The following is a 25671-nucleotide window of genomic DNA, read 5'->3' as shown; positions in this document are numbered from 1 at the left end:
TCGGTTTGGCTGAAGATCTTTTTTATCTTTTATTTTTCAATTATTTATTCCCCACAGATCCGCAGAATCGCCTCCGCGAAGATCACAACGCATTCTTTCAGGCATTCGATTTCCACGAACTCGTCTGCTCCGTGCATACGGTTGTCGACTTCAAGATCCGCGCATCCAAACGCAACGCCGTTTTTCAGATGATGCACATACGTTCCGCCGCCGATCGCAAATGGTTTGCCTGGTTTTCCAGTGACATCCGTGTAGCACTGCAGCAGGGTCTGGACAAACGGGCTGTCGGCCGGGACGTGGTGTGGCGGGAACATTCCACTGCCTTCCATGGAGAAGCCGCCTTTTTTCATGTTCTGCCCGGCAGTATCATACAGGTTTTCTTTTGTCGCGCAGATCGGGGCGCGGCAGTCGTAGGAACCAGTCAAGGTTTTGCCGTCGTAGTTCATGAGGTCGAGGCTTAAGGTGAGCTCGCCGGACTCTTCATCTGACATGGCGACACCGAGGCCTGCGCCTTTGCCGTCGCCGTGCGGGTAAACTTTTGCAAGGAAACTGATGTCGTTTTTCAGTTCACTCTCTTCCATTCCAACAGATGCGAGAAGCTGCAGCAGTGCGGTCAGTGCGTTGTTACCCATTTCCGGGGTGGATGCGTGGGCGAAGGCACCGCAGGCGGTGATTTTTATATTGCCGTTTTCGGTGTCTTCCAGAACGAAGGAAACGCCGGTCTTCTGCTCAGTCTCGTCAGCGCAGGTTTTCAGGTCTTCTTTTGCCATGCCGGCAAGCTCTGCATATGCTTTGCCTGGTACAACGTTCAGTTTGGTGCCGGCCTGTAAGGATACGAGGCGCACGCCTGTCGTTCCGGCATCGGATGTTTTTTCGAAGTGGCCGCGCATGCCGCCTTTTTCAATGTTGATGACCGGGAATTCGGCATCCGGTGAGAAGGTGCATGGTGCTTCCACTTCTTTCTTATAATAATATTCGAGGTCAGAGCTTCCGCACTCCTCGTCGGAACCGAGGACAAGACGGACGTTTTTCTTTAATGGGTAACCGAGTTCTTTGACAGCGCGCATTGCGTAGATAGCTGCGATCGCCGGTCCTTTATCGTCTGCGGTTCCGCGGCCGAACATTTTTCCTTCTTTGATGAGCGGGGTGAATGGATCGGTCTCCTGCCAGCCTTCGCCTGCCGGTACGACATCGAGATGGGCGAGAATATCAAGACCCTTTTCTTCCTGATTAAAGTCAGCTGCAATCGCGTAGTTGTCGTAGTTGGTTACGGCAAAGCCGTATTTTTCCAGAATTTCGATTCCCTGCGCCAGTGCTTCTGCCGCCGGTGCGCCGAATGGTTTGCCTGGCTCTGCCGCCTGTTTTTCGCTTGGAATCCGGATCAGGCTTTTCAGATCCCCGATCATCTCGGATTCGTGGTTTTCAATATATGTTCTTAATTCTTCTTTCCGCATCGTAACTTCTCCTTTTCTCTTCTCTGGCACCGTCGCAGTGCCGTTCTTTTCCTATCATAGCGCAAAAAGAGCAGAAAATCCACATTTTCTGCTCTTTTTCCAAATAATCATTTGTTTTTGTCCAAATTGACTGTAATTTCATAATAATCACACGGATGCGCCGTAAGCCCCGTCACGCCCTCGCCGGATACCATCGACATTTTGAGGTGTGATGCGAAGAAAAACATGTGGTCATCCAGCAGCGTCTGCGTCATCTCGATGGCCAGTTCGGTTCGTTTTTCGGTATCAAACTCGCCGCTTAACTGCTGCTCCAGCATCTCGAGTGTCTCACTGTAATAACCGCCGCGGTTCTTGGAGGAATCCTGCAGGCAGTGCGTTGTAAAGAAATACTCGGGATCGCCCGTCGGTGCGCTGACAAATGCGCTTACATAAACATCCCAGTTTCCTTTTTTCAGCAGTTCCAGATGATTTGCCGTGCACTGGATCTGTACTTCGATTCCGATTTTCTTCAGCGATGCCTGTGCACTCTCCGCGAGAAGCGGCAGTTCCTGGCGGCTCGGATACGTGAGCCAGCAGATGGTCAAGCGTTTTCCGTCTTTTTCCACGTAGCCGTCGCCGTCCTCATCGGTCCAGCCTGCTTCAGCCAGCAGTTCTCTGGAATACTCAAGATCATAGGACTCCTCCTGCACTTTGCTGTCGCCGAATGCAAAGTAAGAGGGGAACGGGCCTTCCGCCACGCTTCCGTTTCCTTCCATCAGCGTATTCACAAAGCCCTGCCGGTCGATCGCTCCGATGACTGCCTCGCGCACGCGGTCGTCCTGCAGCACCTCGGATGATCCGTTGAACTGTCCGAAGAAGGTACGCGACGTATCCGCCGAAGAAATCGTGTATGGTTCATCGCGGAACAGGATCAGATTGGAATACGGCAGGCCGTACGCCGCGTCGAGCTCGCCTGACTGTAACGCCATCGTCATCGTATCGCCGTCGCGGATCGTTTTTACTTCGATCCGGTCGAGCTTTGGCGTTCCGTTCCAGTAATTGTCATTTTTCATGAGCGTCAGTCCCTGATCCGTCTCCACCTGTACTGCGCGGTACGGGCCGGTTCCGGCGACATTGCCGTCATCCGTCACGCCTGCCTGCATATCAATGATGCATCCATATGGGTCAGACAGATAATTCAGAAGCGCCGGGACAGGCTGTTCGGTGTGAATCGTTACGATCAGGCCGTCTGCCTCTATGCTCTCAATTTTCAGATCCCCGCATGCACGGTCATGTACTGCGATCAGATCCTCGAGACATTCTTTGACCGCCTCCGCGTCGAGAGTACGCCCACTCGTAAAGGAGATGCCTTCATGCAGTGTAATCCGCCATGTTGTATCGTCCACAATCTCATAGCTTTCTGCCAGCCATGGCTCGATCTCCATAGAATCGGAATAATGAAACAGCGTCTCACCGATCCCATAGCGGATACACGCCCAGCCGGAATAGCCGTTGTGCGGGTTGACATCGGACTCGTCGTTTTCGGCGTTGAATGTCGTGTCGCCGTATACGAAAACTTTTTCATCTGTACCATCTGCCGCTGTGCTCTGACAACCGGAAAACAGTACCACCGCCAGAATGCCGCACAAAACATATGCAATTTTTTTCCTTCTGCCGTTCTTTCTCTGCATTCTGTACTTCTCCTGTTTTCGCAAATGGCACCACCATTTCCGCTGTCTGATTTTCTGTTTCAACAGTTTTCTCACAGACTATACTCCATCAACAGTTTCGTGTATTCCTCTTTCGGGTACTCCAATACCTCCCGCGTCTCCCCCTGCTCCACGATTTTTCCCTGCCGCATGACAATCACACGGCTGCAGAGTTCCCGCACCAGCGCAAGGTCGTGGCCGATCCACAGCATCGCAAGTCCTTCTTCCCGCTGCAGTTTTTTCAGCAGTTGAACGATCTGCGCCTGTACCGCCGCATCGAGCGCACTCGTTGCCTCGTCGCAGATCAGAAGAGACGGCTGCACAGCAAGAGCCCGCGCAATTGCGGCTCTCTGGCACTCTCCGCCGCTCGTCTCGCGGGGATAGCGCATCGCCGTTTCCGAACTAAGTTCCACTTTTTTCAGCAGCTCCGGCAGATGAAGACACGCCTCTTTCCGGCTCATTCCCTGATTCCGAAAAGCTTCCAGAATCCCGGTTTCGAGTGTCTGCATTGGATCGAAGGAATCCTGCGGGGTCTGGAATACCATCTGTATTTTCCGGTAAACTTCGCGCTGCCGCCTGCCTTTTCTTCCGAGGATTTCCTCGCCTTCCAACAGAACGCTGCCTGCATCCGCCTGGACAAATCCGGTGATCAGACGGGCCGTCGTGCTTTTTCCGCATCCGCTCTCCCCGATCAGGCCAAGACATTCCCCCGCATCCAGTGTGAAGCTGATGCCGTCCACGGCGGCAAATTCCGTTTCCCGGCCGGTTCCAGCAAAGTTTTTGCTTAAGTTGTTTACTTCCAGCATGTTATGATTATGCATCGTTCTTCCCTCTTCCCGGCACAGCCGCAAGGAGATTTCTTGTATATTCGTCCTTTGGGTGATCGAAAGCCATCCTTGTCTCCCCCTGCTCCACGATGTTTCCATCCTTCAAAACAGCAACCCGGTCTGCCATCTGCTCGAGAACCGCAAGATTGTGCGTCACCAGCACCATCCCCGTCTGCTCTTTCTGCTGCAACGCCTGAAGCTCCCGCAGCACCTGCGCCTGCGAAACCACATCGAGTGCACTCGTCGGCTCGTCCGCCAGAAGAAGCGACGGATGCAGCAGCATTGCGAGCGCAATCCCGACGCGCTGGTTCATGCCGCCGGAGAGCGACGGTGGATAGCTGTTCCAGATCGTCTCGCCATCCGAAAGCCCCATATCCGCAAATCGCTGGAGCGTCATATCTTTGATTTCTCTGCGGCTTTTTCTGCCAGACATTCCCCCAGAAATCGGGGTGATGAATCCGCAGCGTTTCTCATGGGCGCGCACGCTTTCACAGATCTGTGCTCCGATTGTCCGGGTCGGACAGAGTGATGCCCCTGTATTCTGGAAAATCATACCAATTTCTGAACCGCACAGACTCCGCAGCTTCTTTTCGGACATGCCCGTCAGCTCCTCTCCGCGAAATGTGATCTGCCCGCCGGTGATGGAACCATTCTTTCCCATCAGCCGCAGGATCGCTCGCAGCAAGGTACTTTTTCCACTGCCCGACTCCCCGGCGATGCCGACGGTTTCTCCTTTTTCGACGGAAAAACAGATGTTATTTAAAATTTGCTCCCCCTCATAACAGACAGAAAGGCCGCTGATTTCCAGCAGTTTTTCGCTCATGTTTTTGCTCCCTTTGTTTCCATTTTCGTTTGCCCCTTATCCCTGATCCACCGTTTTCCGTACCGCCTCACCAAGCAGATTGCAGACAAGAACGGTCAGAAAAATCGCCAGTCCCGGCGCCAGAATGACCCAGGGCGCGGTCTGCAGCATACTTCTTCCGTTGCTCATCATCGCTCCCCACTCCGCCGACGGCGCTTCCGCACCAAGGCCGAGGAAGGACAGACCCGCGATTTCCAGCATCATCGTTCCGATATCAAGCACCGCTGTGACAATCGTCTGCCCCGCAAGATTCGGCAGAATATGGCGTCTGATCATCTTCCATGTTCCGTTTCCTGTAAGGCGCGCCGCCGCGATGAACGGCATGTGTTTCAATGCCAGCACACGGTTCCGTGCAAGCCGTGCATATTTCGGCCAGGAAACAAGTATCAGCGACACAACGGCTCCCGTCATGCCGCTCTGCAGAACGCCGGAAAATGCGATTGCAAATACCATACCCGGAAAGGCCAGAAAAATATCGGAGATCTGCATCAGAACCGTATCCGTTTTACCTTCCAGCCAGCCGCTGAAAATTCCGGCGAGTGTTCCGATCAGAGCGCTTGCCGCAACGACAAGAAGTGCTGAAAAAATGCTGACCCGCACGCCGGAGAGAATCCTTGAAAACAGATCTCTTCCATAGCGGTCCGTCCCCATCCAGTGCGCCGCGGACGGCGGAAGAAGGGACAGTTCCAGATTCTGCTCATACGGATCGTACGGTGCCAGATGGGCCGCACACGCGGCAAACAGCAGCAGCGCACCGGCGAGGATGCCATAAAAAAGGATCTTTCTTTTCTGTTCTTTTTTCATCGCATTCCCTCCAGCTTCGCCCGCGGGTCCAGTGCACCCATCAGCAGATCAGCAATGAGATGCAGCAGCAGATAGATCGCCGCCATCCACACCAGATATGCCTGAATCACGGGAATATCGTGCATGGAAACGGCATCCACGGCCATTTTTCCGACACCATTCCACATGAAAATCGTCTCAACGATGGCGGTTCCTCCAAGCAGCGAACCGGCGGATAAGAATAGCAGCGTGACCATCCGAAGCAGCACGGATTTTAATACATTTCCAAACAGAATCCGGTTTTCACTTAACCCACGTGCCCGTGCACCCGCCACGTACTCCTGCTCCAGCTCTGCAAGCACGGCAGAACGCACCTGACGGGTGTATTTTGCCGTCATCGAAACCGCAAGCGTCGCCGCCGGAAGCACACAGCTTTTCCATCCCTTTCCCATACTGAGAACCGGAAAAAGATTCCATTTCAGCGAAAAGAAATACAAGAGAAGAAGTGCAGTGAAAAACCCCGGAAACGAATTACCTGCAAAGCAGAACAGGCTGATACTGCGGTCCGCCCATGTATTCTGATATTTTGCACTTAAGATACCGAGCGGAAACGAAAGACAGACCGTCATGGCAAGCGCCAGCGCCGCAAGTGCAATCGTTGCGGGCAGTTTTTCGCAGAAGCTTACAAGCACCGGTTTGCCGGAAACGTACGACTCCCCGAAGTCACCGCGCAGGGCGTTTTTCAGCCATTGCAGGTACTGGACAGCTTTCGGCTCATTCAGTCCCAGCTCCTCCCGCATCGCTTCTTTTTCCGCCTCCGACATCACGCCGCCGCTGCTGCTCTCTTTTAAATCCACCGCATCGACCGAGGAAAGTCCCGTCAGCAGAAAAGCGAGAATCGTCACGCCGAGGAATACCGGAATCAGGCGAAGCAGTCGTTTTAACAAATATTTTTTCACAAATACTCCTTTACTGCTTCACGGCACAAATCGAAAACATCGGTGCCGGGTTATAGAACTCGTCTTTTTCCAGATAAATGCGTTTTCCAAGGCTCGTATCAATGCGGATTTCTCCCGCTGTGTTTTCGCACAGCACCGCCACATCGTACGCCGGCCGGTTTTTGCGGCTGATCGGGAGCTGTGATTTGATCCGTTCGCACTCTTCGAGCATCTCGTTTCCAACCTTGAAATGGGCATGCGCCTCCGGAAGTCCCTTCGTATCGGCAACATCTTCTTTTCCGTAATTGGCATCGAAGTTCAGCAGCACACCGCCCGTTTTCAGCACACGCATCCACTCGCCGTAAGCATGCTCCGCATTCGGCAGCGTCCACGTCAGGTTTCGGGAAATGACAACATCGAACGTTTCATCCGCAAACATCGGATTTTCCGCGTCCATGACCTGGAAGCAGCAGTCGGCATTCTCTTCTTCGGCAAGCTGGATTGCATTCTCAATCATCTCCGGTGTCAGGTCGATGCCGAATACCTCGTGGCCCTCTTTTGCCAGCAGGATCGAGAAAAATCCGGCTCCGCAGCCGACATCAAGGATTTTTAACCGTCTCTTTTCCGGAATCTGTTTTTCGATCTCTTTCATCCAGCGCTTCGCAATCGGGTTGGCAAGCTCCGCGCGTCTCTGCTCCAAAAAGCTCTCACTCCGCTTTTCCCAGTAATGGACAATCTGTTCTTTGCGGTCGTCATATTCCGGCTCGCGCACGATCCGTCCGTAGGCAACAACAGATCCTCCCTCGATTACCTGCAGGCTGCCCGTCTGGTACAGCACAACACCGGTGTATTCGGCGCGGCATGTCTCCCGGAGTTTTCCATTATAATCACGGATGATTCCAAGCAGTGCGCCCTCCGCAACCATGTCTCCCGGTTTCGCCGCCGGATACCACAGGCCGCTTTCCGAAGCCGCCTGATAGCGGACATCCGTCACTTCCATCGGCACGTAGTTCCGCACATCGCGGCGGATCTGATACATCCCGAGACTGCTTAGGATATTGCGCACATCGCGCTTGTCCGAATTGACTTCCTCGGATGTCCATGCGCCCATGCCGCCGCGCTCCAGGAGAATACTTGCAATTCCTCTGGATGCCGCATAGTTGTAAGCTCCGCCCGATGATACCATGGAGCGCACCATGTACGGTACATCCACCTGCTCCGCCATTTTCCGCGAAGTCTCCATCACTTCCTGCGCCGCTTTTCCGGCGTAATAGACGTACGGCGTCAGATCCTCAAAATCGTCGCCGCTGTGGAGGTCGATATAGTAATCTACTTTCGGGAAAACTTCCTTTGTCATCGCCCACGCCAGCCGCTCCATCTCGGTTCCGTTTGGGTTGCCCGGAAATACACGGTTCAGGTTTTTGCCATCGGAAAGTCCGAGACTGCCCGCACGGTTTTCAAAAGCAGGACGGTTTAAGACCTTTAAAATCACGATCGTTCCAACCGTTTTTTCCGGCTGAAGCTCCGCTCCCAGTTCCACACACGCCTGAATGCCGACGTATTCCCCGGAATGAACGCCGCCGGTGATCAGCATTGTTTTTCCCGGAAGTTTTCCACAGATAATCGTTCCCGGAAGCACGATATCCCCATTCGCAAAGGAGATATCCCCCTGATATTTTTCGCCGCGGCGGACGGTCACATCACCAAGCTGGAAGGGCTGCTCTGCGCTTTTTTCCGCGCGCACCAGAAACATCGGTGTCGATGCATAGTTCAGTCTCTCTTCCTCGCTCCAGACGCGCTTCCAGATTTCGGAATCGGTCTGGATGGAACAGACGCCGAGGGATTCGAGCACCTTCGTATCCCACGCCGGCCGTTCCATCGCAGAGAGCGGCACCTGGCGCGCAATGTTTTCCATGCGGTCAATGTCCGTGCACAGATAATGGTCGTCGAGCTGCTGCTCTTCCACTTTCTTCCGGTCTGCCTCGTACGCTTCTTTTTTCTCCTCGTCATAGAGATAACCGTACCAGTTCGCATCAAAATTGAGCAACACGCCGCCCGGTTTCAGGACACGCATCCACTCTTGGTATGCCTGCTCCGGCTTTTCCAGATTCCAGGTCAGATTTCTGGAAATGACAACATCAAAGGTCTCATCTGCAAACTCCAGATTCTGTGCATCCATCCGCTGCAGCGTCACGCGCTCCAGACCGTATTTCGTATATTTTCCCAGATTCTCTTTCGCCTTTTCCAGCATCTCCTCCGTGTAGTCAACAGCCGCCACCGTATAACCTGCCTCCGACAAAATCATCGGGAAGAATCCCGGGCCTGTTCCGATATCGAGAATCTTCATCTCTTCTTTCTTTTTCTCTGGAAACTGCTCCTCTAATACATGCAGCCACGCTTCTCTCTGGCTTCCCGCCAGTTCTTTTTCATTGACCTCAGAATACCCTTCCGCACGGGTTCCCCAGTAGGAGGCAATTTCCTGTAATAATTCCTGTTCCATATCTTCCGCTTCTTTCTTCTTTTTCTTAATTTTCCCGGCGCAGCCGTTTTCCAACCGCTCAAATATTCCTTTACTCTACCAAAAATCGGCCTTTTTCACAAGCCCCCACGGGGGATATTCTTAACGCCGGCGCAGGGTATTCAGGTGATCGGCCCTTCGATTGCGGAACATCTGATGATCCCGCATGCCGCCTGGGTCGCAGAGGTTACCGATGTCACGGATCATTCCATCACCGTCCGTCAGGATCTTGTGAGTGTTTCACAGGTTTCCGAACTCCCTTATCCGTGCCTGATTACCATCGAGTTTCGCGAGCGCGAGCTGATCGACATTCTGTTTCCGGATATTTTTAAAGGAGAACCGTCATTCACTCGGTTCTCCTTTATATTGCCAGAATACCATCAGCTTTCTTGTCGCCGTATCCTCGCTGTATGTATATTTTACGGACCCGAGTCCGTAATAGCTGCAAAGATAGCCGGAAGCCTTATCGAGAAGCTCCGGTCGGGCTTCCATGACCTGTGCCATCAGATCATCGGTGGCAAATTTAAATTCGGAATACTCTTTTGTCTCTTCAATATCCGTCTCCATTTCCCACAGAATCTGCGTCGCATCAAATGTATCCATGTACCGGCCGATCTGGCGGTAATACTCGAGGTCATCTGCATTGCACGCCGGGAGCGGCAGATTCGCATCCGCCTGATGCGTGTCCGAAAATTCCGCATCGGAAACGCATAGAAAATCGTAGTAGATCAGGTCGTCCGGCAGATTGTACTCGCCGCTCTCGCCCTCTGCGAATACCGGATCGCCCCAGGTTACATCGACGTTGTAATAATTGTCTCCGCACTTTACGATATTCCAGCCGTGCGCCTCGCCGGTGTCTGTCGTTCCCGTCACATAAATGACCGGGATGTCCAGGCGGTTCATCAGATACTGGAACGTTCTGGCATAGCCTGCGCAGACCGTCTGTCCGTTCACAAGTCCGCTGTAGAGTGTCTGATTCTCCGGCGCATCTTTCACATAATCAATCTGCCGGATACATTTTTCAAAGACAGCCTTGATCTTCCCATAGTCATCCATCGAACGGTCGATATCACTTAAGAAATCATTTCCCGCCCCTTTGATCTGGGTCTGGCGTCCTGTAATCTCCTCCGCAGGAATCGTGTATTCCGGAACTACCTCGCAGTAGTTCTTCGGCTCGCCGTATCCCGTGACATGTGATGCTCCGTTGATCCAGCAGTACTCCGGGTAATCCATATAGACCCATCCGTAAACCTCCGCCGTCACATCGGGATCGCCGCCTTTTGTGATGATGGTTTCCTGGTGTTCCGCGATTCCCTGCACCAGTTCGCGGTAAATCATCTGTCTGTTTTCATCGAGCTGGCTGTAATAATACCGCTTCGCCAGCTCCTCCTCATCTGTATTTTCCGCCTGAAACTGTGTTGCGCCATTCTCTGACAGACCATTGTTTTCGTCTGCCGTCTGTGAAGCAGTGCTGCTGTCCGCTCCGCTTCCGTTCTGCGTGGGATCGCTCTCATCAAATTCTCCGAATACCAGATAAGCCGCCAGCAGGGCAAGCATAAGCGGAAGCAGCGCCCGCAGCGGTCTCTTCCGTCTTCGTCTGTGTCTTCTCTTTGCCATTCTTCTTTTCTCCCAGATACGTTAAAACGCCGTCACACAGTGCATCCGCCACCTTTTTCTGGTACTTCTTTGTGTTCAGGAGCGCTTCCTCCTCCGGATTTGAGAGGAATCCGCACTCGCAGATCACCAGCACCGCGTCTGTCTTCTTCAGCATGTAATACGTTTTGTTTCCCTTGGCTTTCCTGTGATTCGCCGGATCGAGCCCCGCGACCAGTGCAGCCTGCATGCAGAGTGCCAGTTTTTCGCCTTCTTTTGAATCCGTATAATAAAACACCTGCGCCCCTTTGACCGCCGCATCCGGGTAGCTGTTCTGGTGAATGCTGATCACACAGTCCGGCTTTTTTTCATGAATCAGCTGCACGCGCCGCTGCAGATCCTGCACTTTCGCATTCACGGCTCCCGGATCGGAGAGATCATCCTCCCCTTCCCGCGTCATCACCACAAGGATTCCCTGCTTTTCCAGCTTCTTTTTCAGCAGACGGGCAATCGCAAGGTTGATGTCCTTTTCTTTGACACCGTTTGCCCCGATTTTGCCGGGATCGTCGCCGCCGTGGCCGCTGTCCAGCACCACTACTTTTGTGGCTGCCTTCTGTGCTGCCACCAGCCGTGCGCCCTCGCGGGACAGAACATACGCCGCCGAAAGCAGAATCACCGCCATCAGCCATTCCAGTTTTTTCCCTTTTTCCAAATGAAAAGCCCCCTGCTGCAAATTTCCTTTCTTGGTCATTTTATGCAGCAGCGGGGCAGGTTACAACTCTTATTGCTTCCGGTTACTCTTCCTCATCTTCTTCATCATGCGCGCGATTCGGGATTTCATCCTCTTCTTCGTCGTTGTCATCATCGAGATAATCCGGCTCATTTTCGAAATCGATGACTGCGGAATTTTCGACGATTTCGTCTTCTTCCTCTGCTTCTTCTGCGGTATCTTCACTGCCTGGCTCTGCGGCTGTTTCTTTTGCCTCTCCGGGAAAGATACTTTTTACCGGATCTTTCATGAAGGTTTCCACTTCCGACGCAGAACGTTTCATCTCCTCACGCATTTTTTCGATGCCGGCAAAAGTCTCCTCAAAAATTCTGCGGTTCTTCTCGAGTACACTTGTCATGGTTTCCATCTCGGCGTAAATCTTCTGGTATCTGGTGTTGGCTTTCTGCAGTTCCGCGTCCATATGGCTCTGGATTTCTTCTGCTTCGGCCTGCAGTTTTTCTTCATAAACAGCAGCCAGTTCCTCGCCCTTCTGACGTGCGCTCTCTACCATGTATTCGCACTGTTCCTTCGTCTCGCGGCGCTGCTTTGCACAGGATTCCTTTGTCTCCTCCCTCTGTTTCCGGCAGGACTCGTTTGTCTCCTCTCTCTTTTTGCAGCACGCCTCATCCGTTTCCTCCGTTTTCTCGCGGCAGGACTCGTCCGTTTCTTCGGTTTTCCGGCGGCAGGCTTCCTCGGTCTCTTCTTTTAGCTTTCTGCAGCTCTCCTCTGTTTCCTGTGTCAGTTTTTTCGCTTTCACCTGTGCCTCAAACACAAGGCCGCTGATGCTGTCATAATTGTCGATATAGCTCTGGTATTTCTCATGAATGTTTTTTTCGAGCTCCTCGATTTTATCCTCACGCTCGCGGATCTTGCGGTTCAGCTTCTCGATTTCCTGCTCTTTTTCCTCGATCTTCGCTTCCAGTTTCTTCTGAGCGGCATACGCCTGATCTTTCAGGTTCTGCACTTTCGTCATAACATCGTCCTTATCGAAACCGCCCATCAGCGTTGTTTTAAATAATTCTTCGTGATTGTTTTCTGACATGTATACTCCTCCTTCGTGCCCGGGCTTTTATCATTCCCCTTATCCTTCCCGGACTCCTCGTCAACTGTTTGTTTCAATATATTTTGAAATCAGACTCCAGACGTCTGCGCACTCGAATCCGAGCTTCCACTCTGCCACTCCGGCGAGATCGGCACTTTGGATCACTTTCAGTTTTTCCTCCATGGACTGCTCATCCTCCATCCAGATCGTGTATCTGGCATCGGAAGTTTCTACCGTTGCCACATTCTGGCCAAGGGATGCATCCCAGGTTTCTGTCATCTGATTCTCTTTGGCATAGTTTTTGGCGCCATCCATGCCCAGCACCTCGCTGGTAATGGCGCTCTGTCCGAACTTTTCCGTCCAGACACGGGTATAAAACGGGATTCCGCAGATCACCTGATCGGCAGGCATCACCCGCGTCATCTCCTCCACGGCCTGCTGTACGAACGGGAGGGATGAAACAGAGCCTGCCTCCTCGCTTCCCGCGAAATGCTCGTCATAGGCCATGACAATCATATAGTCCACAAATCTTGCCTGCTCGCCGCGCTGATAATACATCGTGTAAGCCTGCGGTACCGGCGTATCGACCGACACCACAAGATTCTGTGCATGCGCCGCGCTCGTCAGTTCCCGCAGAAACTGCAGGTAATGCGGGATTCCGGCCTCTTTCAGATTCTCGAAATCCACGTTGATGCCGTCCATGCCGCACGATGCTGCCTCGGCGAGCAGCTGCTCAATGATTCTACTGCGCACGGATGCGTAGGCAAGATCGGTTGTTTCGTCAAATGCTTCATTAAAGTTATCAATCAATCCCCAGACTTCCCGTCCCGCTTCATGCGCCAGTTTCACGTAATCGGCGCTCGCAAGGCTGGAAATCGTACCGGTTTCGTCTGTCACGGAAAACCAGGTCGGTGAAATCACGTTCACGCCGGTCATTTCTGCTGTCATCTCTGCCATCGCGTCGTTCGACTCGGTCGATGTGCTCTGATGCCAGACCAGATTGATTTTGTGATCCCGTGTAATTCTTTCATAGGAATCTTTCTTTGCCGTCCGCGCTTCGATGGCCTCCGGCTCGGAGATATCCTCTGTCTGGATGTAGCCGGTATAGCCGTCCGCCGTCATGACTTTGCACCAGTTGTCCAGATTTTCCAGATACAGCAGGGTGTCACCCTTCTGTACATCCGCAAGAATCAGACTCTTGATGCCGCCTTTCTGGCGCACCTGCGCGGTGTCTGACTGTACCGTCGCCTGCTCCACTCCGTCCCATTCATTCCGGATTACAACACGGTTGGGATCGCTGTAATATGCATAGTCGAGATCTGTGTATTCTTTTACGACATCCAGCGAAATGTAAACCGTTCCGTCGCTCTCCTGCTGTACGGCAGGCTGTCCGCCCGGTGTTTTGGCAACGGCCGCATCGCCCGGAAGCAGTGTCTGCACGCCGCCGCTCGTTGTAAGCAGGATTCCTTTTGTTTCTTCATCCCAGTAGAAGCAGCTGTTCAGCTGGGATTCTACATATGTGTACGCCGCATACGGCTCTCCTCCGATAAGGACGGCCTGCTCTTCCAGAAGTTCTCCGTTCTGGATCAGCGCAACGCTGTTTTCGTCTGTCAGGTTAAAATATTCGTTCCCGGCCATGTATTCGGTTCCGGGTTTATATCGGTTTATCAAAAATGAAACAATGCCTGCTGCACCGACTAGCACGATCAGAATCAGTACGACCAGTACCGGCGCTGCTTTTTTCTTCTGTTGCTCCTTCATGTGTTCTTTTCCCCTTTTCTTCGCTCTGAAGATCTCCCCACTTGCGCCCATTATAACAAAAAAAATACCCAATAGCAACCGTTATGCGCAAGGGAACCGCATGCGAGTCAGAAAGTATCGTTACAGTTCACTGGTTCCCAGCGAACTGTAACATTCGCAGCCCTCATTTAAAGTTTTGCTTCGCAAAAGGAGGGCTGCTCACACCTGAATCATGTTCTTACGCAGCGAAACAGCAGGTGTTTCACTGCTGATTGAACAGTAACGAACGTATCGTTGCTTTTTGCTATTGGGTATTTTTCAGAAAATCTGTTTAAAAAGTTTTGTCGATTGTTTGTTTCATGGCTTATTTGCAGTTGTGACGTACAAAAAAGAAAGCCCCATCGATCCGTATGAAATACTTTTGTTTTTAGTTTCAATGATCATGTTTCGCGGGGACGCCTTCTTATCCGATCCGTTTTTTCTGTGCCTGCTTCCGGCCGGAGTATGCACCCTCCGGGCAGAAGCAAAGGTTTCCCCAACTCCTATTATACTTCAAACCGGGGGAATTACAAATAAAGTTTGTCCCTTCATTTCTGAAAAAATTATGCGAAATGTAAAAAAAATCTTAAGTTCTTTACTTCTTTCCGTGATGTGTTATACTATATCGTAAGCAGCCCTATTTATATAAGTAAAGAGTAATTAAGGACGTGAGAGTTATGAAAATAGAAAAAATCAATGATAACAAGATCCGCTGCACACTGACCAGCGCCGATCTTGCCGAAAGAAATTTAAAGCTCAGCGAACTGGCTTACGGCACGGAAAAGGCCCGCAGCCTGTTTCAGGATATGATGCTTGAAGCCAACCAGCAGTTCGGCTTCAATGTGGATAATGCCCCGCTCATGGTCGAGGCCGTTCCGGTGGCTCCGGACAGCATTGTCCTCATTATCACCAGAGTCGAGGATCCACAGGAGCTCGACACCCGCTTCGCCAAATTTGCTCCATCCGGCGACGATACGGACGGACCGGAACCGGTACAGTATTCCGGCGCGGACGACATCATCGACCTGTTCCACAAGCTCTGCGATGTGAAGAACAAGGCACAGGAAATTGCAAAGAAAGCGGCACAGAAGGAAAACGAAAAAGAGCCTGCAGCATCCGAGGAAAAGAATGTGGATCTGGTACGCACCTTCCACTTCTCAACCCTCGACGATGTCATCAGCTCCGCAAAAGCGCTGAACCAGTATTTTACCGGCAGCAATTCCCTCTATAAGAACACGGCAGATGCCAACTATCAGCTCGTTCTGCACCAGTCCGGCTGCAAACCGGAGGAATTCAACAAGGTCTGCAACATTCTTTCCGAGTACGGCAGACAGGAATCCTTCTCCCTGGCCGCTGAAGCATTTCTGCTGGAACATGGAAATGCAATGGTAAAAGAGAATGCTCTGCAGGAGCTGGCTTCTCTGTAAGTTTTGAAACGTATGTATAAAAAAAGGAAGTCCGCGAAGGACTTCCTTTTTTGTACGTTCCGTACAAATTACTCTTCTGTGATAGCCTCGGTTGGACATACGCTTGCGCATGTTCCGCACTCAACGCATACATCCGGGTTGATTTCGTAATGGGAATCTCCCTCAGCGATAGCCTCTACTGGACATTCTCCAGCGCAGGTTCCGCAGCTTACACATTCGTCTGTGATTACATATGCCATGATCTTATCCTCCTTGTAGATTTTTTGGCCCTTTCGGTACTATCCACATTGTAAACGATTGCCCCCTGAAATACAAGTACAAAATTATAAACATTCTATAATCTTATGAATTTGTTCTTGCATTCCCCCCGGGGGTACGCTATAATCAAAATAGCCGTCAAAATCGGAACGACGGGTATATACACATTTAAAGGAGGAACTTTAAGATGGCAAAGATCTCGAAAGACATGACAATCGGCGAGTTAATCGCAATGGATACAAATATCATCGGAATCCTGATGGGAGCCGGCATGCACTGCATCGGCTGCCCTTCTGCACAGGGTGAGTCCCTGGAAGAAGCAGCTATGGTTCACGGCCTGGACGCTCAGGTTCTGGAAGACCAGATCAACGATTATCTGGCTGCAAAATAAGTCGGATTTCCGCGTGGATCCAAAAAGAACGCCTCTCGCAGGCGTTCTTTTTTTCTGTCCGATTTACCCATTGTTCCGATGGTCCCGTTTTGCTTTCGTCCGTTTTCCTTTCTGCTCCAGCGTCGCCGCTGCTTCTCTCCGGCTCTGCTGGTGGCGGCGGATCGCCTCATCCACACGGCGGCTCCGCTCTTCCTGGCGCCGCTTCTGTATCATCTGATCGAGCAGACGGCCGAGCACGCGGTAAAACTCCGTCTGACGCTCCTCCTCTTCCTGCCGCATCACAGTGTCCGCCAGCTGTTCTGCTTCCCGCTCGGGCAGAAGATCGACAACCACCTCCGGCACTTCGTCCGCTTTTCCCGGTATTGCCGGATCCGGCTTCTCCTTTGCCGTCTCTGCCGCTTCCGCCGGAAACGCTTTGATCTCCGCCGTTGCCTGCACCAGCTTCGGCATCAGCTCGCGGATCGCTTTCAGGTGAAGCCCCTTTTTCTTCAGTTCCCGGATTCCCAGAAAAATCTGAATGTCCTGCGCAGTATAGCAGCGGTGTCCCAGCGAATTGCGGTGGATTTCCATGCCGAGCTCGTCCTCCCAGTACCGGAGCACATGCGCTTTCTCCCCGGTCAGCTTCTCCGCCTCCGTGACCAGATACGTTCTATTTTCCATACGGCAGCCACTCCCTTCTTCCCTTTATTATAGGATCTGTTATCCCCTGCCGCAAGAAAATCTCATCGTAATATTCCGACAAATTCATACAATTATACACAAAAAACGTGCCGCAGGACTATCCCACGACACGTTCTGACACCATACTATTCAGAGCCCCATCTCGATTCCGCTACGCTACATCTCGATGTGGCTTCTCGCCATATGAAATTGAGGGGAAAAGTGCTCATTCATGCAAGCATGAGTCGCACTTTTCCCCTCAATTTCGCATGGCTCTGAATAGTTACAAATATTTTCTTTTATCTCTCTGCATTCGCAAATTTCGTATAATCCGGCAGCCAGACCAGATTGACGGTTCCGATCGGGCCGTTTCGCTGTTTGGCGATGATGATTTCCGCGATTCCCTTATTCTCGGAATCCTTATTATAGTAATCATCTCGATAGATAAACATAACAACGTCGGCATCCTGCTCGATCGCTCCCGACTCACGCAGGTCGGAAAGCATCGGACGGTGGTCGGTACGCTGCTCAACAGCCCGGGAAAGCTGGGACAGTGCAACAACCGGCACATTCAGCTCTCTCGCGAGTGCTTTTAAGGAACGGCTGATATCCGAAATCTCCTGCTGACGCGATTCCGAGGAGCTCTTTCCGCTTCCCGACATCAGCTGCAGGTAGTCAATGATGATGATATCAAGACCGTGCTCCAGCTTGTATTTGCGGCATTTCGACCGCATCTCTCCGATCGAGATACCAGGTGTATCGTCGATCATCAGTCGGGATTCACCGATCATGCCGGCGCTCTCGATCAGCTTGCTCCATTCGTCGTCTTTCAGGTTTCCGGTTCTCAGATGCTGGGAATCTACTTTCGACTCCATCGAGAGCAGACGGTTCATCAGCTGCTCCCGCGACATCTCGAGACTGAAAATCGCAACGGCTTTGTCTTTCTTAAACGCCATATACTGCGCAATATTGAGGACAAACGCCGTTTTACCCATAGACGGACGTGCCGCAATCAGGATAAAGTCAGAGTTCTGCAGACCCGATGTCTTGTAGTCCAGATCCGTGAATCCGGTCGGAATACCCGTGACATTTCCCTTCGTCTTCGATGCACGCTCGATGTTCTCCAGCGTATTGATGACAACCTGGCGGATCGGCATGAAGTCTCCGGAATTCCGCTGGCCCAATAACTGGAACATCTTCTTTTCCGTCTCCTCCATGATGACTTCCACCGGCTCTTTGTTCAGATAGCAGTCATTCTCTATCTCTTCTGTCAGCTTAATGAGACGGCGCAGCACCGCTTTCTCGCTGACGATGTTCGCATAATGGCGCACATTCGCCGAAGTCGGCACCGCATTTAAAAGATCGCGGACAAACTCCATCGAACTGATCTCCGGCGGAACATCCTTTTCACGCAGGCGGTTCTGCAGGGTGACCAGATCGACCGGTTTTCCCTCATTGAACAGCTCCACCATGGCATCAAAAATGACGCCGTACTGGTGCTGGTAAAAATCGTCGCTCGTCAGGATTTCCGATGCCGCCATGATGGCTTCGCGCCCCATCAGCATGGAACCGATGACCGACTGCTCCGCCTCGATGCTGTGCGGAAGGATTCGTTTAATCAGTGCTTCTTCCATAGAATTATGCTTCTTTTACGATAACTTTCAGCTTTGCAGTTACTTTGGTATGCAGGCGGATCGGCACTTCTGTCGTTCCAAGAACCTTGATCGGGTTCGGAAGCTGCATTTTCTTTTTGTCGATGTCGTATCCAAGCTGCTCTTTTGCTGCCTCAGCGATCTCTTTTGCCGATACGCTTCCGAATACTTTTCCGCCCTCGCCGACTTTGATGGCTACGGTAACCTGTTTGTCCTCAATCTCTTTCGCGAAAGCCTGTGCCTCAGCGAGCTGCTCTGCTGCCACTTTGTCCTCGTGTGCTTTCTGGAGTTTCAGCTCATTCAGGTTTTTTGCGGTTGCCTCGATGCCGAGTTTTTTCGGCAGAAGCATGTTTCTTGCATATCCGTCACTTACGTTTACAGTCTGTCCTTTTTTACCAAGTGCTTTTACGTCTTCCAGTAAGATAACTTTCATATCAGATTTCTCCTCCATCCTGCATTTCTGTTAAGGTTGATTTTAGGAGGCTGCGCGCCCCCTCCAGATCGACGGTCTCAAGCTGGCATCCTGCCATATTCAGATGACCGCCGCCGCCCATCCGCTCCATGATGATCTGTACATTGACCTCATCAATCGCGCGGGCGCTGATATAGATCACGCCTTTATACTCGGTCAGTACAAAGGACGCCTTGACACCGACAATGTTCAGCAGCTCGTTCGCCGCTTGTGCTCCGACCACCGTCGGGCTGTCCACATAGTCGCTCGGGCATTCGGAAATCGCGAACTGGCCGCGGAACAGCTCCGCATTGCGGATCGTCTCTCCTCTTGCCTTGTAATCGTTCATATCCTCACGGAACAGCTTGCGCACACGCGTCACATCCGCACCGCAGCGGCGCAGGAAAGCTGCCGCCTCGAACGTGCGGACACCTGTTTTCTGCATAAAGTTGTCGGTATCGATCATGATGCCGGCATAGATGCTGTCCGCCTCCACGTTCCGGATGCGGATTCCCTCGGTAAAATACTGGAGAATCTCGGCAACCATCTCGCTCGCGGATGATGCATACGGCTCAATATAGGAAAGCACCGAGTTGCGGATCGTATCGCTTCCCTGCCGGTGATGATCCAGCACGACGATCATTTTCGCCATGTACAGCAGATCCTCACACTGTGTGATGCTCGGCTTGTTCGTATCGACCACAACGAGCAGCGTGTTGTCGTCCATGATCTCTTTCGCCTCATGGTTGTTGACAAACATGTCCGCCTCATAATCCTGGTTGTCGCTGAACGTATTCATCAGCGGAATGATCGAGCTGGTCGGGTTGTCGATGACGATGTACGCTTTTTTATTCAGCGTTTTCGCCGCACGGTAGATACCGATGGCCGCACCGAACGAATCGGCATCCGGCAGGCGGTGTCCCATGACAACGACCTTCTCTTTCGTGTTCATAAACTCTTTCAGCGCGTGCGCCTTGACGCGGGCTTTGACTCTCGTATTCTTTTCCACAGCCTGCGTTTTTCCGCCGAAATACTGAATCTTCGAACCGTCCTTTAAAACGACCTGATCGCCGCCCCGGCCAAGAGCCAGGTCGATCGCGATTTTCGCATACTCGGAGTTTTTCGCAAACGATCCAGCATCTGCTCCGATACCCATACTGATTGTGACCGCCATCTCGTTTCCGATGTTGATGGTCTTGACGTCCTCGAGGATATCGAACTTTTTCTCTTTCAGTTCATTTAACGAACTCCGGCGCATGACCACGATGTATTTGTCGTTCTCATACCGCTTCACCAGTCCGTCGAGATCGTTGAAATATTTGTTGATCTTTCGCTCGACCAGTGCGGTCAGAAGGGAACGGCGGACCTCCTCGACGCTCTCCAGCGCCTCGTCGTAGTTGTCCAGATACAGAAGACCGGTGACCATCGTTTCGTCCTCGAATTTCCGCATATACTCGCGGAGCTCCGTCTCATCGAACAGATACAGTGCCTGAATAAAATAGCCTTTGATATCTGTGTTGATCATCTCCGAATTCTGGATCAGCTCGTCGATGCAGACGCTTTTTACATGGGCACGGAAATTCTTTTCGCCGTAAGCCACGTTGATGTCGGTCTCCTCCTCATTTTTCGGTAGCCGCTCGACCGTCAGCTCCGGAAAAATGGTGGCGATACATTTATGATACTGTGTATCCTTCCCTGTGATTTTTGTAAACTCTTTGTTGACCCAGAGAAGTTTTCCCTGCGAATCCATAACGGCATAGGGCAGCGCCAGTTCCTGGATCAGATGCTTCTGAACCTGGCCGTATTCGGTCGCAAAGGTAATCAGCTCGTTGATCACCTGCGGACGCTGTCTGTAATAGAGAACTGCGGCTGCGATCACATAGACTGCAAAAAACAGCGTGAACCACATTCCTGCCATCACATCCACAAAATACATGCCGATATTCATCACAAGCATCAGGATGGACAAAATCAGCGGCCATCGAAGATAGCTCCGCAATTGGCCGCTCAACTTCATTTTGCTTTTCATTTCCTAACACCTTTCCAACGTTGCGTGTTGTATTTCGCTCCTGTCCTTCCGATTATACCACTTTGACCTGTACTTTGGCAACAAGATACTTCTGGATACAAAAAAGGTACCCGCCCTTTTCGGGCAGATACCTCCATTTATTTACCGATTCAAAATGAACGTTCGGACAGTGCTTAGCGCAAGTCAGAATCAATCATCTACGTACGGCATAATAGCCATATGTCTTGCTCTCTTAACGGCTACTGTTACTGCTCTCTGATGTTTTGCGCAGGTTCCAGTTACACGTCTCGGCAGGATTTTACCACGCTCGGATACATATTTTTTCAGTTTAGCTGCATCCTTGTAGCTGATCTCTTCTCCACCACAGAAAACACAAACTTTTCTTCTTCTGCGGGCCGGTCTTCTGGAAGCTGGTCTTTCACTATTATTATAAGCCATGATCAATCTCTCCTTTTCTATCAATTAAATGGCAATTCTTCGTCAATGCCATCGGGAATATTCATAAAACCATCGGCGCTGCCCAGGTCAGATGTATTCGCGGACGGAGCCGGATTGTTATGCTGCGGTGCGGAGTATCCTCCGTTGTTTCCACCTGCATTTTTGCTCTCTGCAAACTCCTGCTCTTCTACAACTACGTCTGTCGTGTAGACCTTCTGGCCTTCACGGTTGGTGTAGCTTCCGGTCTGAATGCGGCCGGTGATGGCGATCTTCGTTCCCTGACGCAGGTATTTCTCTGCAAATTCTGCCTGGCGGCCGAAAGCAACGCATCCGATAAAGTCTGCGGTTGCGGAATCGCCGTCTCTGCGGAATCTGCGGTCAACAGCCAGTGTATAACGGGCTACCGCTGTGGAGTTCTCTCCAGCAGAGTATCTGACATCGGGATCTCTGGTCAATCTTCCCATCAATATAACTTTATTCATTCGCTTACCTCTTAAGCTTCCTTTTTAACGACTAAGTATCTCAGTACGTTATCCATAATACGCATATGGCTCTCGATCTCTGCCGGAGCTGTTGCGTCTGCTTCAAACTGAATAAAGTAGTAATATGCTTCACGCATATGCTGAATTTCGTATGCAAGGCGTTTTTTGCCCCACTCTTCTACTTCGCCAACTGTTCCGCCGTAACGGGTTACATAACCTTTGGCTTTCTCAACTACAGCTGCGCGTTCCTCTTCTTCAAGTTTTGCATTCACAACCAGTGCTAATTCGTACTTGTTCATGCTTTACCTCCTTTTGGACTTTTTGGCACCCCATTTTCATTATGGGGAGCAAGGAATTATTTTTATACGTCACAATTTGTTATTTTAACATAAAAAAGGGCTTATAGCAAGCCCTTTTTCGCGTGTTTTCTTGTTTTTTTCACGATATTACGCATCTTTTTTTCGTAATCCGCGGGTGTTTTTCTCGACCAGCTTGCGTGCTACCATGATCTGGTGGCCGCAGCCGGTGCATTTGAGACGGAAATCTGCGCCGACACGCAGGATTTCCCACTCGCTGCTGCCGCACGGATGCGGCTTTTTCAGTTTTACAATATCGCCTACTTCGTAATGTTCTGCCATGTTTTTCCGCCTTATTTTTATATTTCCTGACACTTTCCGAGATTTTTTCTCAAGGTTCTCTCTGTATCATCAGAGCCGCACCTCCATTTTTCACAGCTCTGAAGTTTCACACCCGGATACTGCCGAGCACCTGTCCGATCGGCTGCTGGATCAGAAGATCTGCGTTGTTGTCCATCGGTGTTGCACCTTTATTAATCAGGACCAGTGCATCGCCCCGAAAATACTGGAGAAGACCTGCTGCCGGATACACAGCAAGCGACGTTCCGCCGACGATCAGAAGATCGGCGGCCGCAATCGCGCGGATCGCACCGTCGAGCACTTTCTCATTCAGACTCTCCTCGTAGAGTACGACATCCGGTTTGATCATGCCTCCGCATTTTTCACATCTTGGAACGCCGCTGCTCTTTCTCACCAGCTCTGTATCGCAGGCTGCCCCGCATTTCATGCAGTAATTGCGGTGTGTGCTTCCGTGCAGTTCATACACTACTTTACTTCCCGCCGCCTGATGCAGTCCGTCAATGTTCTGCGTCACAATCGCTTTTAATTTTCCCGCCGCTTCCAGCTCTGCAAGCTTTTTGTGCGCCGCATTCGGTTCTGCGCCGACCGGAAGCATTTTGTCGCGGTAAAAAGCATAAAACTTTTCCGGGTACCGCAGGAAATAGCTGTGGCTTAAAATTGTCTCCGGCGGAACGTCATACTTCTGATGATAAAGGCCATCCACGCTCCGGAAATCCGGAATCCCGCTCTCCGTGGACACACCCGCGCCGCCGAAGAATACGATATTTTCATGCGTATCAATCAATCTCTGCAGTTCTTCGATTTTTCTTTCCTCTTCCATCTGTCATTCCTCCTTCTGACTAATCATTACCGGTTCCGCCGCACGCCCAGAACGACGAACCGTCCAGTCGTATCGCTCGCCGCACAGGTGGACAGCACAATAATATGGCTGTTTTCATCCATCTCCGGCTGCTCCACCGGGATCTCTGACCGCGCCGCCATGGTATTCAGATACTGTACAAACGCTTCACCCCCGCCGGAATACAACGTGTAGACATCACTGTCTGCCTCCGTATAAAAGGCAGAAAAAATCTGGTACACATCGTTTGATTCCGGCGTCAGCATCCAGAAATAGACGCTGTCCCTATATTTTTCCTGCTCCTTCATCTGTTTCAACTTTCCGAACATGGAGAGATTCTTCATATTATGACCGTAAACGATTGTGTTTCCATCACTGAAATCATCCTGATTCTGGTAATCGAGGAAAATGGAACCCGCAAAGTTGCTCGTTCCCTCGTACGTCGTATGAAGATACGTATCATTGTCCGGCCCCTGTACGACCGGGTAACTGATGTCGAGAGCTTCAATATAAAGCCATCCCTTCACATCCGGGTTAATCGCTTTTAAGGATTCAAAATCGACGGCAAGCGGCGGTTCTGTCGGATACGACAGTGGTTCTGGCTCCGGTTCGGAAGGCTCCGCCGGTTCGGATTCCGCCTGCGGCTCCTCTGTTTTCGTCGGTGCCGGTGTCTCCGGTGTTTTTGTAATTTCCGTCGTATACTGCTGCAGATCCCGGTATTCATCCGTGCCGGTCTTGTAATCCAGGTAAATGCCGATCAGCTTGTACCCGGAAAAGCAGAAAACAGCAAGTGCCGCTAAAAATACCAGAGTCCAAAGCGGATTGCCGCGTTTTTTCTGTTTCTTTTTCTGTTTTCCCATGCGTCTCCTTTATCACTTTTTTACTGTCTGCGCTGTTTTCTGGAAGCGCTCTGAATTTGTCTCAATTATAAGCGTGCCCCTTTCTTTTGTCAACTTATGCCCCCGGAAAAGGATTGCACCCGCCCCCATCTTATGATAGACTAAAAGTCGACTGACAAGTCACTTGTGAATACAGTAACACACCACATACATGAGGAGGAATTCCATATGCGAACAATCAAAAAAGTCGCCTCGCACATCTTCATTGATGGCTTCGGCGGCATGACGCAGGGTCTTTTTGCAACCCTGATTATCGGTACGATGATTCAGCAGATCGGTCTTCTGATCGGCGGTTCGACCGGAAATGTGATCTATCTGCTTGGAAAAGCTGCCGCAGCCCTGACAAGTGCCGGTATCGGTGTCGGCGTGGCAGTGAAATATGGGGAAAGCCCGCTTGTCACGGTTTCTGCAGCCGTCGCTGCCATGGTCGGCGGTTATGCCGGCAAGATCACCGGCGGCACATTCTTTGTGGACGGAAATGCCGTTCTGGCAGGACCTGGCGAACCGCTCGGCGCTTTCATCGCAGCTTTCGCAGGCATCACCTGCGGCCATCTGGTTTCCGGCAAGACCAAGGTTGATATCATCGTGACACCGGTCATCACCATCGGAGCCGGTTCCGTTGTCGGACTGCTCGTCGGACCGCCGATCTCCCAGATGATGACAGGCCTTGGAAGCATCATCAACTGGGCAACGGAACAGCGGCCGTTCATCATGGGCATCGTTGTTTCGGTCGTCATGGGTATGGTTCTGACACTGCCGATCAGCTCCGCTGCACTCGGCATCATTCTGAATCTTTCCGGTCTTGCCGCCGGTGCCGCAACGATCGGCTGCTGCTGCAACATGGTCGGATTCGCGGTTGCAAGTTATCGGGAAAACAAATTCGGCGGCCTTGTCGCACAGGGTCTTGGAACCTCGATGCTCCAGGTGCCGAACATCATGCGTCATCCACTGATCTGGCTGCCCGTCATCTTCTCGAGTGCGATTTTAGGACCCGTCTCCACAATCCTCGCCAATATGCAGAATAATGCAACGGGAAGCGGCATGGGTTCCGCAGGTCTTGTCGGACAGATCACAACGTATCAGACGATGATCGCTTACGATGATCCGAAGCTCGTCATCATCAAAATCATTCTGCTCCACTTCGTGCTTCCGGCTGTGATCACCTTGTTCTTCTCAGAGGTATTCCGCAAGGCAAACCTGATCAAATCCGGCGATATGGCTTTGAATCTGTAATCTG

The 25671-nt window shown here is 51.5% G+C and carries 25 protein-coding genes; 3 read left to right on the top strand and 22 right to left on the bottom strand.

All coding sequences use genetic code 11. The features are described 5' to 3' along the window. Nucleotides 1–44: 44 nt before the first annotated feature. The 11 genes from I2G42_RS06530 to I2G42_RS06480 all read right to left on the bottom strand — a co-directional run bounded on the left by I2G42_RS06530 (nucleotide 45) and on the right by I2G42_RS06480 (nucleotide 14235). Nucleotides 45–1454: a Sapep family Mn(2+)-dependent dipeptidase gene (locus tag I2G42_RS06530; protein WP_195530875.1), complete on the bottom strand. Its 1410-nt coding sequence runs from the start codon at nucleotides 1452–1454 to the stop codon at nucleotides 45–47. Nucleotides 1455–1561: 107 nt separating this feature from the next. After that, nucleotides 1562–3124, bottom strand: a complete 1563-nt coding sequence (locus I2G42_RS06525) for an ABC transporter substrate-binding protein (protein WP_117814510.1) — start codon at nucleotides 3122–3124, stop codon at nucleotides 1562–1564. A 71-nt stretch (nucleotides 3125–3195) separates the two neighbouring features. After that, nucleotides 3196–3963 carry an ABC transporter ATP-binding protein gene (locus I2G42_RS06520; protein ID WP_243277156.1) on the bottom strand — a complete coding sequence of 256 codons (768 nt, stop codon included), beginning with the start codon at nucleotides 3961–3963 and terminating at the stop codon, nucleotides 3196–3198. Beyond that, nucleotides 3956–4792 (bottom strand): ABC transporter ATP-binding protein, encoded by an 837-nt coding sequence (locus tag I2G42_RS06515; protein ID WP_195530874.1) that lies wholly within the window; start codon nucleotides 4790–4792, stop codon nucleotides 3956–3958. The genes I2G42_RS06520 and I2G42_RS06515 overlap by 8 nt, the downstream gene beginning before the upstream one ends. 36 nt (nucleotides 4793–4828) lie before the next feature. Then, complete coding sequence (nikC, locus tag I2G42_RS06510) at nucleotides 4829–5635, bottom strand: nickel transporter permease (protein WP_195530873.1); 807 nt, start codon at nucleotides 5633–5635, stop codon at nucleotides 4829–4831. Beyond that, nucleotides 5632–6573 (bottom strand): ABC transporter permease, encoded by a 942-nt coding sequence (locus I2G42_RS06505; protein ID WP_117761942.1) that lies wholly within the window; start codon nucleotides 6571–6573, stop codon nucleotides 5632–5634. Before I2G42_RS06505 ends, nikC begins: the two co-directional genes overlap by 4 nt. A 10-nt stretch (nucleotides 6574–6583) precedes the next feature. After that, a complete protein-coding gene (locus I2G42_RS06500; protein WP_055266313.1) occupies nucleotides 6584–9052 on the bottom strand; it encodes a methyltransferase domain-containing protein in 2469 nt (822 codons plus the stop codon). A 360-nt stretch (nucleotides 9053–9412) separates the two neighbouring features. Continuing rightward, nucleotides 9413–10687: a transglutaminase domain-containing protein gene (locus I2G42_RS06495; protein WP_195530872.1), complete on the bottom strand. Its 1275-nt coding sequence runs from the start codon at nucleotides 10685–10687 to the stop codon at nucleotides 9413–9415. Continuing rightward, nucleotides 10584–11375 carry an N-acetylmuramoyl-L-alanine amidase gene (locus I2G42_RS06490; RefSeq protein WP_330611280.1) on the bottom strand — a complete coding sequence of 264 codons (792 nt, stop codon included), beginning with the start codon at nucleotides 11373–11375 and terminating at the stop codon, nucleotides 10584–10586. Before I2G42_RS06490 ends, I2G42_RS06495 begins: the two co-directional genes overlap by 104 nt. 82 nt (nucleotides 11376–11457) lie before the next feature. Then, entirely contained in the window at nucleotides 11458–12474 is a 1017-nt protein-coding gene (locus tag I2G42_RS06485; protein WP_118697543.1) for a coiled-coil domain-containing protein, read from the bottom strand. A 60-nt stretch (nucleotides 12475–12534) separates the two neighbouring features. After that, the gene (locus I2G42_RS06480; RefSeq protein WP_055220131.1) at nucleotides 12535–14235 is read right to left on the bottom strand and encodes a glycosyl hydrolase family 18 protein; all 1701 of its coding nucleotides are present in this window, start codon (nucleotides 14233–14235) and stop codon (nucleotides 12535–12537) included. Between the two features lie 695 nt (nucleotides 14236–14930). On the opposite strand from I2G42_RS06480, the gene I2G42_RS06475 reads away from it, so the two are divergent. Further along, on the top strand, nucleotides 14931–15680 hold the full coding sequence (locus tag I2G42_RS06475) for an adaptor protein MecA (protein ID WP_022461617.1): 750 nt from the start codon (nucleotides 14931–14933) through the stop codon (nucleotides 15678–15680). A gap of 68 nt (nucleotides 15681–15748) precedes the next feature. On the opposite strand, the gene I2G42_RS06470 is transcribed toward I2G42_RS06475, so the two are convergent. Then, nucleotides 15749–15919 carry a DUF362 domain-containing protein gene (locus tag I2G42_RS06470; protein ID WP_022461616.1) on the bottom strand — a complete coding sequence of 57 codons (171 nt, stop codon included), beginning with the start codon at nucleotides 15917–15919 and terminating at the stop codon, nucleotides 15749–15751. 206 nt (nucleotides 15920–16125) lie between these two features. Here I2G42_RS06470 and I2G42_RS06465 point away from each other — a divergent pair, with 206 nt between their 5' ends. Continuing rightward, nucleotides 16126–16329 (top strand): DUF1858 domain-containing protein, encoded by a 204-nt coding sequence (locus I2G42_RS06465; protein ID WP_022461615.1) that lies wholly within the window; start codon nucleotides 16126–16128, stop codon nucleotides 16327–16329. A gap of 63 nt (nucleotides 16330–16392) precedes the next feature. On the opposite strand, the gene I2G42_RS06460 is transcribed toward I2G42_RS06465, so the two are convergent. The 10 genes from I2G42_RS06460 to srtB form a co-directional block, all read right to left on the bottom strand. Next, nucleotides 16393–16989, bottom strand: a complete 597-nt coding sequence (locus tag I2G42_RS06460; protein ID WP_173827309.1) for a MerR family transcriptional regulator — start codon at nucleotides 16987–16989, stop codon at nucleotides 16393–16395. Nucleotides 16990–17288: 299 nt separating this feature from the next. Beyond that, nucleotides 17289–18623, bottom strand: coding sequence for a replicative DNA helicase (gene dnaB, locus I2G42_RS06455; RefSeq protein ID WP_022461614.1), 1335 nt, complete (start codon nucleotides 18621–18623; stop codon nucleotides 17289–17291). 4 nt (nucleotides 18624–18627) lie between these two features. After that, entirely contained in the window at nucleotides 18628–19074 is a 447-nt protein-coding gene (gene rplI, locus I2G42_RS06450) for a 50S ribosomal protein L9 (protein WP_022461613.1), read from the bottom strand. A 1-nt stretch (nucleotide 19075) separates the two neighbouring features. After that, nucleotides 19076–21121, bottom strand: a complete 2046-nt coding sequence (locus tag I2G42_RS06445; RefSeq protein WP_055228105.1) for a DHH family phosphoesterase — start codon at nucleotides 21119–21121, stop codon at nucleotides 19076–19078. Nucleotides 21122–21310: 189 nt separating this feature from the next. Beyond that, nucleotides 21311–21559: a 30S ribosomal protein S18 gene (gene rpsR, locus I2G42_RS06440; RefSeq protein WP_022461611.1), complete on the bottom strand. Its 249-nt coding sequence runs from the start codon at nucleotides 21557–21559 to the stop codon at nucleotides 21311–21313. Between the two features lie 20 nt (nucleotides 21560–21579). Next, nucleotides 21580–22041 (bottom strand): single-stranded DNA-binding protein, encoded by a 462-nt coding sequence (locus tag I2G42_RS06435; RefSeq protein ID WP_055220137.1) that lies wholly within the window; start codon nucleotides 22039–22041, stop codon nucleotides 21580–21582. 11 nt (nucleotides 22042–22052) lie between these two features. Continuing rightward, nucleotides 22053–22340, bottom strand: a complete 288-nt coding sequence (rpsF, locus tag I2G42_RS06430; RefSeq protein WP_022461610.1) for a 30S ribosomal protein S6 — start codon at nucleotides 22338–22340, stop codon at nucleotides 22053–22055. A gap of 147 nt (nucleotides 22341–22487) precedes the next feature. Further along, a complete protein-coding gene (locus tag I2G42_RS06425; protein ID WP_022461609.1) occupies nucleotides 22488–22679 on the bottom strand; it encodes a DUF951 domain-containing protein in 192 nt (63 codons plus the stop codon). Between the two features lie 106 nt (nucleotides 22680–22785). Beyond that, entirely contained in the window at nucleotides 22786–23517 is a 732-nt protein-coding gene (locus I2G42_RS06420; protein WP_118666499.1) for an NAD-dependent protein deacylase, read from the bottom strand. A 26-nt stretch (nucleotides 23518–23543) separates the two neighbouring features. Further along, entirely contained in the window at nucleotides 23544–24395 is an 852-nt protein-coding gene (srtB, locus tag I2G42_RS06415; protein ID WP_195530871.1) for a class B sortase, read from the bottom strand. Nucleotides 24396–24602: 207 nt separating this feature from the next. On the opposite strand from srtB, the gene I2G42_RS06410 reads away from it, so the two are divergent. Further along, nucleotides 24603–25667: a PTS sugar transporter subunit IIC gene (locus tag I2G42_RS06410; protein ID WP_117509767.1), complete on the top strand. Its 1065-nt coding sequence runs from the start codon at nucleotides 24603–24605 to the stop codon at nucleotides 25665–25667. Nucleotides 25668–25671: the final 4 nt, after the last annotated feature.

This window comes from Fusicatenibacter saccharivorans (assembly GCF_015557635.1).
Classification (GTDB): domain Bacteria; phylum Bacillota; class Clostridia; order Lachnospirales; family Lachnospiraceae; genus Fusicatenibacter; species Fusicatenibacter saccharivorans.
Note: the sequence above shows the minus strand (reverse complement) of the source record. Positions and strands in the feature narration are given on the sequence as shown.